A 12,700-nucleotide genomic window follows, 5' to 3' on the forward strand; every position below is an offset into this window, starting at 1 on the left:
TGTATGCTTATTGTTGTCTGCCCGAATTATTCAGGTTAGGGTTAATGTTAACCTGGTTAAGCGGATACGGGAAATACTCGTCGCGCGGCAACTGTACGGTATTGGTTTGGCCAATACGTTTTAAGTAAGCATTCACGACCACATCATATTTTCCAAAACGTTTCAGGTCGGCCCTTCTTTTGCCTTCATAATACAGCTCCCAGCCACGTTCCTGTAATAAAGCATCGCGGAAAGTTGCCTGGGTAAGGTTAGCTTGTACCAATAACTTGGCGTGTGCCCTGCCTTTAACCTGGTTTACCAATGAAACAGCCTCGGCAGTTGGCCCGCCTAACTCGTTTAAAGCTTCGGCGCGGCTCAATAATACATCTGCATAGCGTAAAACATCAACACTATGACCATCATAGTAAGTGTTAGCACCGTTTGGATCGGCATACTTCATGGTTGCAACGTCCGGCATATATAATACGCCATCCGGAGCGGTAGCGCCCTGCGAAGGAGCTTGTTTGTGCGTCAGCCCGTCAACACCCTGGTATTGAGTAAAGAACATTTTCTTGCGATCGTCCTCATCGCCGTAGCTGTTGTAAAAATCCCAAGTTACAGCATAGTATTGCCACCTGTCGGTTAACACCGGATGGCTCAGCGGACCAAAGTGGTTCAATAACTCTGTTCCATTAACATTAGCATCGCTTAATACCGAAAAGATATTTTCAGAGCACCATGTATTAGATTCTTTAAACAAACCCTCGTAGGTTGGATATAACTGGTAAATTCCTAAATCTATTACCTGTTTAGTCAAATCAGCAGCCTTTTGCCATTGGTGCTCACGCAGATAGATTTTGGCCAGCAGGAACATCGCTGCCCCCTTGGTAGCGCGGCCAACATCATTGGTTGTATAGATATCGCTTTTGGTATAATCTGTAGGCAGCACATTGATTGCATTTTGCAGATCGCTGATCATCAGCGCATCAACATCCGCAACAGGACTTGGCGCAGTCTGGGCCTTATAATCAGGATTGGCTACATCTTTTTCGGTATTCAAGATCACCGGCCCCCAGGCGTCGGTAAGATCAGAATAAGCAATTGCACGTAAAAATTTCATTTCGGCTAAAAACTGATTTTTCTGAGCATCTGTGATACTCTTCATTCCCCCGATATTGTAGATAGCGTTATTGGCATTGGCTACCAGCTTATAGATCTGCTTGTAATCCTCAGCTATCAAACCATTGGCCGAGTTCCACTGCACCAGTGATAATTGCCCAGGGTCGCCAGCGTAGCTACAGTGGCCTACATCGGTGGTTAAATCGGTAAGGGCGAAGTGCCTTACTGTCCAATAGTCGAAGTTATCACCAACAGACGGACCTTTCAGACGGGCATAAACCGCGTTCACGGCCGCAATAGCGTCAGACTTGGTAAGAAATGCATTTTGGCTTGTTAAGCTACTGTATATTTTAGGTTCAAGGCTGGATTTGTTACACGAAAATTGTGTAATAACCGTAGCTGCAAGGAGTAGAATATTATATTTTTTCATTTGATTTAAATTTTGTTGATCCCTTAAATGGATAATTCATTAATGGATAGATGCCTTAATACCGAACGTTACCGTTTTAAATGCCGGGAAGGAGTTAAAATCTAAACCACCTCCAAGAGCAGACCGGATCGGAACCTGGCCAGGGTGTGCGCCAGTGTCATCGGCATGTACGTTTGCTTCCGGGTCGGTACCTTTATAACCGGTAATGGTCCACAGGTTTTGCGCTTCGGCATAAATCCTGATGCCTTGTAAAATTTTCATATTTTGAAATAACGAGGCCGGGAAGTTGTATGCCAGCGTAAGCGATTTCAAACGCACATAAGAGGCATTTTCAACAAAACGTGAGTTTACGTAGCTACCATAGGTGCTCAGGTAATAACCTTCACGCGGGATAGATGTATTTTCGTTTTTACCTGCAACAAACCTGTTCAATGCAGCTGCTCCGGTTGTTGATTCCAATACCATGTTGTTCATATTGTACAGGTAGTAATCAAATGCTCCCTGGAAAAATATACCCAGATCGATGCCTTTGTAATGAAAATCGTTACCAAAACCGGCCATGTAATGTGGGTTTGAGTTGCCCAGGTAAGTACGGTCGGCCGGAGTAATTACACCATCGCCATTAACATCTTTGTATTTAGGGTCGCCTGCTTTTGAATTTGGTTGCGGGGCATAGCTTCCCCCTGTTTTTATAACACCCTGGTATACATACCCATACAGCTCACCAAGCTCAATACCTGGTACAACCCTTGTAAACTCCTGGCCCGAAACGGTACCGCTTGGGTTGGCGGTATTAGTGCTTATTATTGTAACCCCCGGACCTAAATCTAACGCCTTTTGTTTGTTGTAAGCAAATGTCACTGTAGTATTCCATGACAGGTCTTTGCTGCGCAGGTTGCTGGTATTTACCGAAAGCTCAATACCCCTGTTTTGGATAGCACCGCCATTGATCCATTGTGTTCCATTAGTAGCGCCCCATTGTGCCCCAATCGGTACCTGGATAAGCAGGTCGGTAGTTTTTTTACTGTAATAATCGATACTTGCGTTGATACGGCCATTAGCAAAGCCCATATCTAAACCAATATCCAATTGTCTTGTTGCCTCCCATTGCAGGTTAGGGTTTGCAAGATTTTTGGGCTCGATACCTGGTTGTAGCTGGCCGCTTCCGTTAAGCACTGTGCTGTAGGGCCCAAACGTTGCAAGATATAAACTTGCAGGGATACGGTCGTTACCGGTAACACCGTAGCTGACACGGGCTTTTAAATTAGAAAAAGTATTCAGATCTTTTACAAAATCTTCATCAGTTAATTTATAAGCCACAGCACCAGCCGGGAAAAAGCCAGAACGCTTGTTTGAACCAAACTGCGATGAGCGGTCATCACGATAAGAGAATGACGCAAGGATCTTATCCTTATAGGCATAATTTAACCTTGTGAAGTACGAGGTAAGAAAAGCCTCCGCTTTGCTGCTTCCGTAACCATTACTTAATGATCCTGCATTTAAATTATAATAAAGGAACGCATCAGTTGAAAAACCTTTTGCGCCGGAAAGTAATGATTCGGCAACATCTTTTTGGTTTGACGTACCTAACAATACAGTAAAATCGTGGTCTTTTTTAATATTGAACTTATAAGTCAAATAGTTTTCAGCAATCCACCTGAAGTTTGAATAGATCTGCTCTGCTGCCACACCACCCTGTTTTGCGCCTGCAATTGTTGTTGATGGCAGGTATTGGCCTGTAGTGGTTTGATTAAACTCCGTACCAGCTGTAAGATGGTAAGTTAACCCATTGATGATCTTATAATCCAAACCAACATTGGCATTGATCAATTTATTGCCACTGTTATTTGTTGGCTCCAGCAAACCTGCTAATGCGTTGGTTTTGGTACCCTGGGTAACGTAATAATTGTATGTGCCATCAGCATTATAAGGTGCCACGTTTGGTGGTGCAGTCAATAAGCTAAACAAAGGTGCGGTGATATCGCCTGAGTATGATTGTAAAGTTGAGGTTGAATTTGCACCATAGAAGTTACCGCTGATTTTAATGTTTTCATTCACCGTTTTTTCGGCGCCTATTCTTGCGGTATACCTTTCAAAACCGGTATGTTGCAGTACACCTACCTGTTTAATGTGGTTACCGGCGATATATAATTTTGAGTTCTGGTCGCCTGCGCTTAAGCTGAGGCTTTGATTTTGAACTGTAGCATTGCGGGTTGCCAGTTTTAACCAGTTGGTATTGGCCACCTGGAAACTTGATGGATAAGGTTGAGGCTTGCCATCTTCAAGAGCGGTAGCATTTTGGATATCAGTATACTGCTGACCGGTTAACAGGTTGGGCTTATATGTTAAATATTGCGTACCGCCAGATATATCAGCATCTAAAGATACTTTACCATTTTTTCCTTTTTTGGTAGTGATCAAAACAACACCATTACCACCTCTTGAACCATAGATGGCAGTTGCAGATGCATCTTTCAGCACCTGGATGTCTTCAATATCGTTAGGGTTTACCTGGCTACCGGCTTCACTAATGAAACCGTCAACCACATACAGCGGCGCTGTAGAAGTATTGATGGAGTTACCACCCCTTACGGTGATATTGATTCCAGAGCCTGGCGCAAAGCTGGCCTGTTGTACCTGTACACCGGCTGCTTTACCCTGAATAGCCTGGCCGATGTTAGATGTAGTACCGCCAAGCGTGAGGTTATCACTTTTGATTGAACTGATGGACCCGGTAAGGTCGCCTTTTTTAACGGTACCGTAACCTACTACTACTACTTCATTCAGTTTGTTGAGGTCTTCCTGCAAAGTAATAGTTACGTCAGAGGAACCGCTAATTGATACTTCCTGTGGTTTATACCCTACATAAGAAACAACCAATATTGTTGAATTACCTTTTAATGTAATTTTAAACTTACCATTAACATCAGTTGTAGTGGTATTTTTAGCACCTTTTTGGGTAACGGTAGCGCCAATTACCGGACCGTCTTTATCTTTTACGCTACCGTTGATTACTGTTTGCGCATTGGCAAGTACCGGCAATAATAGTAGCAGGCAACAGCACATCAATTTAAAAAGGCCGTTGATCTGCCTCCTTAAATAAATGTGTTTGCTGAAGCCCTGATCGGGGTTTGAGTAAATTTTAATCATACGTGGTGGTGTTAGTATTAATTAATTGTTAGTTTTCTGTTGCGATTTAGCCCTGTTTTTGAATATTGGAAATTAGAGATACCGGATTTTGAAAGCAAAAAATCGCCCCTCCAAACACAGCGCAAACGTTTGCTTTGACCTAAAACAAGCCTACGCAAACGTTTGACTCAAAGTAATTTGCGGTGATAATTGGCAATAATTGAGGTTATTAGAAGTGTTAAACAAGCCTTTATTATGAGGAATCAGGAATTAATTTTACGCAATCGGCGTATTTAGGGCTAACGATCAAAGAATTTGATTATGAGCAGGTTGAAAAAAAATTATGTCATTGCGAGCGCAGCGTGGCAATCGCATGCTATACAGAGCGGCCTGCTTCCGTGCGATTGCCACGTTGGCTTATAATGACGCAATCGTAAGTTATTGATTATTAAGCATGTTTTTTGATCGATTTTTATAACATGGGCGTTGCCTTCGGCCCGGGCTTTCCGTTACAAGTCCTCGCCTTGCCCGCGCACAAACCCAGCGCTCGCTGCGGGCTTTTCACTGCAATCCCTCGCGGCCCCCGCGCAACATCCTTAAAATATATTTTACGCGTCACCATGGTTTTTCTCAGGGATTCCCTGGTGGTTACTCAATGACATGTATTTTGGCTATTACGTTAAAAAAGTAAAGCCCGGATTTTGGCCAGGCTAAACATAGAACATGCAAAAAATATAAACGATAATTAAAAGCCGCTATCATCAAGCGCGAAGGTATTTTTACGCTCCTTCCATTTGCCTTTGGTAAAATCAGGGAACTCCACACTGGCGTTACCTTCTTTTAATGATCTGGTTGATAAAGGTGTAATTACACTCATGGTAACAGAGTCATAAACATCAATAGGTGTTTGACGTTTTTGCTTAACCGACTCTACGAAAGCGTTAAACACAAACCAGTCCATACCTCCGTGACCGGCGCCTTCGGCAAACTTTTCGTATTTTTTCCAAAGCGGGTGGTCATATTTATCAAACCATTCTTTTGCAGGGTCCCATGAATCGTCTTCCTTTGATTTATGGTCGATGTACACGCTTTGGTTTACATCCATCCACAAACCTTTAGTACCCTGCACCCTGAAGCCTAATGAATACGGGCGAGGCAGGTGAGTGTCATGGCTCAGCATTACGGTCTCGCCATTGGCGCAGTTGATCATGGTGGTAGTAACATCACCGTTTTTATAATTGATCTTAGCATTCGGGTGGCCCGGAGATAGTTCCTCTACATAGGCCGCCAAACCGCGGGCTTTTGAACTGAATGACACCAGGTTGGTAAAACGGTTACCGGCATTGATATTGGCATAGTGCATACACGGACCAGCGCCATGTGTTGGGTAGATATCGCCATCCACATCAATATTGAATTGCGTTCGCCATTGCGCTTCGCTCAAAGCTTTAGGGCCAAACTCAACGCCGCCTCCGTAATAATGCTTGCCGTCATTGAATAATACACCTCTTAAATTGTGCTGATATCCGCCTTCCAAATGCAGGATTTCGCCAAACAGATCCTGGCGTGCCATGTTCAAAGCAGCCATCACATCACGACGATAGCAAACGTTCTCGAGCGTCATGTACGGCATCCCTGTTTTTTCAGATGTACGCACAATATCCCAATGATCTTCTACCGTAAGACCTGCAATCACCTCGCAACCTACGTATTTACCGGCTTTCATGGCATCAATGGCCTGCGAATGGTGAAACTGCCACGGCGTAGCAATAATTACCGCATCGATATCTTTATGATCAAGCAGTTTTTTGTAGGCATCCAGTCCGCCGGTGTATTCCTTTACGGGCGCATGGCCTTTTTTGGCGATGTATTCGCGGCAAATTTTCAGTGAACTTTCCTGCGTATCGCAAATGGCTACGATCTCCACATCATCACGAAGCAAGCCTTCGGCAATATGGCTCATACCACGGGCACCTACGCCAATGTAACCTAAACGGACTTTTGCAGGAGCCGAAGCAAACAGGCTTCCCGAAGGTAAAATGCTAAAACCGGCTGCCGCTATTGCGCTGGTTTTCAAAAATTGTCTTCTTTCCATATATAATTTTGAGGTTTTTGGGGCTTATTTATTAGGGAGTTTTTCAAATTCAATTAAAGGTTTTTGCTTTGTTGCGCTGCGATCGTAGGGAGTTTTAAGCGGGACATAATTATTAAAGAAACCGCCATTCTGAAGGAAGAACTTATCGCCTTCTTTTCCTCCTGCATAATCCTTACGATAGTTGGCATTAGCCGTAGCATCGCCGGTATAAATAGCATGCGTAAGCTCCAGCCAGTTATTTTCGCTGTCTCCTATCCACTGGTTGGTAAAAAAAGCCTTGCGGATCTTATCACCGTTTTCGGGTTCAAAATTTTCCACAAACGAATACAAATGTGTTAAGTAAGTGGCCTTTTGCGGGCGGGTAAAGCTCGCTACCAGAAACCATTTATCTGCAGCTACATCTTTAAAGTATGCAGTATAAGTAGTTGTATGTTTTGCATTATCCGGCTCGGCACCAAGCAAAAAGGCGTAGGCTTGCCCGGCTTTCCAGGGAAAGCGCATATAGCTTTGGCCGCCAGATCCTTCATTGCCAAACTCGCCGATGTGTACATTACTGCCGTGTTTAACAAGTTTAATACGCATGCTATCGGGTATGCTTTTAGGATCTTCGGTATTAAAGGGGCTCCATACCGAAAATAATACACGGCGTTCGGTTGCCGAATTTACCTGCATACCGAAATATCCCTCGCCAAAACCATCGGCCATAAAGTATGAACCTATTACGTCCTGTCCTTTGGGTACTATGATCTCATTATAAAACCATTTTACTTTATTCTCCTTATCTGCAGCCACAGGATAACGTAAATGCACCGACGGGCCCCTCCTGCCAAAATGAAACGAGCTGCCTTTTGTAACATAAGCAATATCGCTATCCGTTTTTTGCAGGGTAACTACCAGGTCAGATACATCTGCATAAACAGCACCGGTTTTGTTGATCCCTTTTAAACTTACCTTTATATAGCCGGGGTTGGTAATATGTACCTTTCCGATGCTTATGGTATCAAATGTAGTGTTGCTTAGTTTTTTAGTGAACGTATTTTTCCCTGTTGATAGTTGTAACGCACTACTACCTTGCGGAACCCGTACCACCAGCGCAAGCTGAATATCCTGCGGAACGCTAAGTCTGAAATAAATATCAGCAGTTGATTTTGGGCTTTTCAGACCAATTAAGCCTTCATCAGTAATTGTATCTGGCGCACTTACCCAGGCGTTGCCGCCAAGCGGAATTATATGACGCAATTTGCTTACGTCGATACGTGTGTTTTGCGCGATAGCAAATTTGCTACTGATCGTAATAAATAATAGCGAGAGATAAAATATGGTCGTTTTCTTAATCATTGGCTTATCAAGCTGGTACGGTTTCATAAATGTAATCGCATTAATGGCTTTAATAAAAAATAAACCGTGCAATTTTCAACGCAAACGTTTGAAAAATGGCCATAATTATCCTTTTATTGGCATTAATTGATTAGCAGGCATTTACTACATATAACTTCCTTTTCAAAAAATGGAGGCAAGCATCACTTCAGTAGCCTTTATTTGTTCAGAATCTTCATCACAGCCAGGTGCATCTGTGATTAAAACAGATGATTTCAAATGCGGAAAGGCCGATATTCAAATCTCACCAATAACAGCTGAGTAAGGTTTATAAATTAGTTATCATAAACGCAAAACGCAACGCAAACGTTTGCAATTGAGCCCAAAACGGCCATAATTTGATAATAATCGCTTAACTTTAACTATAAAAACAACATTAGCTCATCATTAATGCAAACAAAGCCAACTACTATAAAAGAGATAGCGCAAATATTAGGCATCTCAGTGTCCACTGTGTCAAGGGCCCTGCATGACCATCCAAGCATAGGGCTAACCACGAGGGCAAAAGTTAAGAAACTGGCCGGCGAATTAAATTATGAGCCTAATCAAACTGCCATTTTTTTGCAAAAAGGCAAAACACTTACCATCGGTGTTATTTTACCCGAGCTCTCGGAAGCCTTTTTCTCATCGGCGATAAGTGCTATTGAAGACACTGCCTACAAAAAAAATTATACGGTACTGCTGGCACAATCACATGACGATGAGCAAAAAGAAAAGCAACTGGTTGAAAAAATGAAAAATCACCGGGTTGATGGGCTGCTTGTATCGGTGGGGAAAAACACCTCATCCTATCAACACTTTGAAAACTTAAAGAAATATAATATCCCTGTAGTTTACTTCGACAGGATCCCGTCTATCCCTAATATCCATTATGTGGCTTGCAACATGGAAATCGGCACTATCGAAGCAGTTAGCTATCTTTTAAAAAAGGGTCACCGCGCAATTGGTATGATCAACGGGCCGCAAACCATGGTTGCCACCGGCGAACGTAAAGAAGGTTACATCAAAGCCATGACCAAAAACAGGCTTAAGTATGACCCTTCGCTTATAGTTTCGTGCGATTTGACCGAAGAAGGAACAAAAAAAGCATTGGATGAATTATTAGCCAGCAAACGCAAACCAACCGCAATAGTAACGTTTAATGATTATGTGGCGCTTTTTGCTATTAAACATGCAACTAAATTAAACATCAGGATCAATAAAGATCTTGAGTTTGTAAGTTATGCCAATTTACCGCTTATCCATTATATGGAGAATATTCCTGCTGCCTCGGTTGAACAATTTCCTTATTTACAGGGGCAAAAAGCAACCGATATACTGATGGACCTCCTGCATCACCAGGATACCGGAAGCAATGAACCAAGCGCCTTTTATAAGGTTATCATTGAATCGCAACTGGTTGAAAACAAAAAATAAATCCAAACAAAAAACACTCAAACGTTTGCGCATGGCTATCGCTTTTCAATTAGCTATGTTTGATGAGTTAATACCTATAATATGTTTAATGATATCCTTATAAATTTTGGATTAAACGTTTCTGAACATGATATCCAGCCTTTTGGCTCGGGTTTGATAAACCATACTTATAAAATAAGTAGTATTAACCAGGCTTACATCCTTCAGCAAATCAACGATTCTGTTTTCAAACACCCCAATCATATCGACAATAACCTGGTACTGATAAAACAATACCTTGATGAAACCAATCCTCAATACCTTTTTGTAGCACCGTTAAAAAGCCAAACAGGGAAGTCCATCATTCAAGCTGCTGATGGCAAGTATTACAGGTTGTTTCCCTTTATTGAAGGTTCGCATACGGTAAATTTTTTGCAGGACACTAAAGAAGCTTATAGTGCCGCCGTACAATTTGGCCGTTTTACCAGGCTGTTAAACCATTTTGATATCAGCAAACTTGAATACACGCTTACCGATTTTCATAACCTGAAATTACGCTCTGAGCAGTTTGAACAAGCACTTCAAACAGCATCCGATGAAAAACTAAAACAAGCATCCAACGAAATAAAAAAAGCCCGCGGCTATGTAGAAATACTGCATACCTATAACCAGTTTACTGCAAACGAGGAAATTAAGCTACGCGTAATCCATCACGATACCAAAATAAACAATGTATTGTTCGATCAAGATCAAAATGCGCTTTGCCTTGTTGACTTGGATACAGTAATGCCTGGTTATTACTTAAGTGACGTTGGCGATATGATGCGCACCTATTTATCACCGGCTAACGAGGAAGAAAAAGATTTGGATAAGATTGTAATCAGAACCGATTTCTTTAAGGCTATATATAAAGGGTACATGAGCGAAATGGGGAGTATTCTTACCGAAACCGAAAAGCAATACTTCATTTTTTCGGGTAAACTGATGATCTATATGCAAGGGCTCCGCTTTTTAACCGATTTTTTAAATAATGATGTTTACTACGGGGCACAATACGAAGGCCATAATTTAATTCGCGCTAAAAACCAGTTTAAACTGCTTGAGGGTTATATCTATGCCGAACCCGCATTCAAAGAAATAATTGCAGGCGTTGATAAAGAATTACTGGCTGTCACTAACGATATTTAAAATACTATCCGGCGAGCCGGGTGGCATAATGTTACCAACAAACCTTGCACCGCCATCACTAAATTCATACTTTCGACGCCCGTATCAGCGCGCGTTGGTATGAATCAACGTTGAGAGAGCAGGATTTATGAAAGTAATTATAGCCGAAAAACCATCTGTAGCCAGGGAAATTGCAAAAGTTTTTGGAGCAACCACCAAAAAGGATGGCTATATTGAAGGCAAAGGTTTCACCTTTACCTGGGCTTTCGGTCACCTGTTACAGCTTGCTGCACCGCAGGAATATGGTTATTATGGCTGGAGCGTTCAGCACCTGCCTATGCTGCCTCCAAAGTTTAAACTTTCTATCCGTAAGGTAAAAACCAAAGATGGACTGATAGATGATCCTTCGGTAAAAAAACAACTGGATACTATTCAAAAACTATTTGACGAAGCCACTGAGATCATTGTTGCAACGGATGCCGGGCGCGAGGGAGAACTCATCTTTCGTTACATTTACTATTATTTAAAGTGCAAAAAGCCTTTTAAAAGACTTTGGATCTCATCCCAAACTGATGAGGCTATAAAAGAAGGTTTTCGCAACCTGAAACCAGGCAGTGATTATGACACACTCTTCAATTCGGCTCACTGCCGGTCGCAGTCAGATTGGTTAGTGGGGATGAACGCCACGCAGGCACTAAGCCTTTCATCGGGGATTCGTGGTGCCGTACTGTCCCTGGGCAGGGTGCAAACCCCTACCCTTGCCATGATCTGTTCGCGGTATCTTGAAAATAAAAACTTTGTACCCGAAACATTTTACCAGGTAAGTATTCATCCCGATAAAGACGGGCAGGTATTTAAAGCCATATCTTCCGAAAATTATAAAACAAAGGAAGAAGCGCAAGCTGTGCTTGACCAGGTACAGGATGTTGAGGGCGGCTTTCCGCAAGGCGGCCACATTTTACAGGTGGAAGCAAAACCGCGTAAAGAACCACCTCCGCTATTGCATGATTTGAGCAGTCTTCAACAGGAGGCCAACAAACGTAAAGGCTTTACTGCCGACCAAACCCTTACCATCCTCCAAAACCTGTACGAAAATAAGTTGGTTACCTATCCGCGTACCGGCAGCCGCTATATAGGCGATGACGTTTTTGCAGGTGTGCCGGCACTAATTGCAAAACTGGAACAGCACCCGCTTTTTGGCAAACAGGCCATTGCACTGGGCAGTGCCACATTGAATAAACGAAGTGTAAATGCTAAAAAAGTAACCGATCACCACGCCGTACTCACTACCGGCGAAAACCCGCACCAGCTTTCACCCGATCAGCAGGCTGTTTATGATATGGTAGCAGGCAGAATGCTGGAAGCATTTCATCAGGATTGTATTAAAGAGGTAACCAAAATTGTGGTACAATCTGGCGCAAAGTTCAACGCCAGTGGTACGGTGATCCATACTGCAGGTTGGCGTTCTGTGTTCAACGATAAAGAAGACGATAAAAAAGACGAAGAAAACGCCACGCTACCAAAAGTAACCCAGGGTGAAAACCTGCCCATAACAGCCAAAGCCCTCCTCGAAAAGCAAACCAAACCCCGACCGTTGTATAACGAGGCTACCTTACTGAAGGCGCTGGAAACAGCAGGCAAAGAAATTGACGATGAAGAACTTCGCTATGCCATGAAAGACAGCGGTTTGGGTACGCCGGCAACAAGGGCAGCCATCATTGAAACCCTGCTAAAACGCAATTATATCATCAGGGAAAAGAAAAACCTGGTGCCTACTCCCACTGGTATTGCCGTTTATGAGGTAGTAAAAAACCAACAGATAGCCCAGGCCGAACTTACAGGAACATGGGAAAAACGTTTGGAAGAGATTCGTTCAGGTGCATCTGTCACTGATTTTCAGAATGAGATTAAAACTTACACGCGCGCCATTACTTCCGAACTGCTGGCGCAGGGAAAATCATTAAAAATTCCAACTGCACAAACCTCTGAAACTAAAGCAACCGCATAAA

Annotated in this window: 7 protein-coding genes; 3 read left to right on the plus strand and 4 right to left on the minus strand. The window is 42.8% G+C overall.

Annotated features, from left to right (window positions below; translation table 11 throughout):
* Positions 1-7 precede the first annotated feature (7 nt).
* From ACEN9X_RS00185 to ACEN9X_RS00200, 4 genes are all read right to left on the minus strand, one after another.
* Complete coding sequence (locus tag ACEN9X_RS00185) at positions 8-1,528, minus strand: RagB/SusD family nutrient uptake outer membrane protein (RefSeq protein ID WP_413668482.1); 1,521 nt, start codon at positions 1,526-1,528, stop codon at positions 8-10.
* Between the two features lie 39 nt (positions 1,529-1,567).
* On the minus strand, positions 1,568-4,678 hold the full coding sequence (locus ACEN9X_RS00190; RefSeq protein ID WP_413668483.1) for a SusC/RagA family TonB-linked outer membrane protein: 3,111 nt from the start codon (positions 4,676-4,678) through the stop codon (positions 1,568-1,570).
* 724 nt (positions 4,679-5,402) lie between these two features.
* Positions 5,403-6,752, minus strand: coding sequence for a Gfo/Idh/MocA family protein (locus ACEN9X_RS00195; protein ID WP_413668484.1), 1,350 nt, complete (start codon positions 6,750-6,752; stop codon positions 5,403-5,405).
* A 24-nt stretch (positions 6,753-6,776) separates the two neighbouring features.
* A complete protein-coding gene (locus ACEN9X_RS00200; protein WP_413668485.1) occupies positions 6,777-8,117 on the minus strand; it encodes a DUF3472 domain-containing protein in 1,341 nt (446 codons plus the stop codon).
* 402 nt (positions 8,118-8,519) lie between these two features.
* Between ACEN9X_RS00200 and ACEN9X_RS00205 the strand changes: the two genes are divergently transcribed.
* From ACEN9X_RS00205 to ACEN9X_RS00215, 3 genes are all read left to right on the plus strand, one after another.
* The gene (locus ACEN9X_RS00205; RefSeq protein ID WP_413668486.1) at positions 8,520-9,545 is read left to right on the plus strand and encodes a LacI family DNA-binding transcriptional regulator; all 1,026 of its coding nucleotides are present in this window, start codon (positions 8,520-8,522) and stop codon (positions 9,543-9,545) included.
* 81 nt (positions 9,546-9,626) lie between these two features.
* Positions 9,627-10,712, plus strand: a complete 1,086-nt coding sequence (locus ACEN9X_RS00210; protein WP_413668487.1) for a phosphotransferase enzyme family protein — start codon at positions 9,627-9,629, stop codon at positions 10,710-10,712.
* Between the two features lie 127 nt (positions 10,713-10,839).
* A complete protein-coding gene (locus ACEN9X_RS00215) occupies positions 10,840-12,699 on the plus strand; it encodes a DNA topoisomerase 3 (RefSeq protein WP_413668488.1) in 1,860 nt (619 codons plus the stop codon).
* Position 12,700 lies beyond the last annotated feature (1 nt).

The organism is Mucilaginibacter sp. Mucisp86, from assembly GCF_047324315.1.
Classification (GTDB): domain Bacteria; phylum Bacteroidota; class Bacteroidia; order Sphingobacteriales; family Sphingobacteriaceae; genus Mucilaginibacter.

Coding starts and splice junctions, on each gene's coding strand:
- ACEN9X_RS00185 (WP_413668482.1), bottom strand. CDS start 1,528: ATGAAAAAATATAATATTCTACTCCTTGCAGCTACGGTTATTACACAA.
- ACEN9X_RS00190 (WP_413668483.1), bottom strand. CDS start 4,678: ATGATTAAAATTTACTCAAACCCCGATCAGGGCTTCAGCAAACACATT.
- ACEN9X_RS00195 (WP_413668484.1), bottom strand. CDS start 6,752: ATGGAAAGAAGACAATTTTTGAAAACCAGCGCAATAGCGGCAGCCGGT.
- ACEN9X_RS00200 (WP_413668485.1), bottom strand. CDS start 8,117: ATGAAACCGTACCAGCTTGATAAGCCAATGATTAAGAAAACGACCATA.
- ACEN9X_RS00205 (WP_413668486.1), top strand. CDS start 8,520: ATGCAAACAAAGCCAACTACTATAAAAGAGATAGCGCAAATATTAGGC.
- ACEN9X_RS00210 (WP_413668487.1), top strand. CDS start 9,627: ATGTTTAATGATATCCTTATAAATTTTGGATTAAACGTTTCTGAACAT.
- ACEN9X_RS00215 (WP_413668488.1), top strand. CDS start 10,840: ATGAAAGTAATTATAGCCGAAAAACCATCTGTAGCCAGGGAAATTGCA.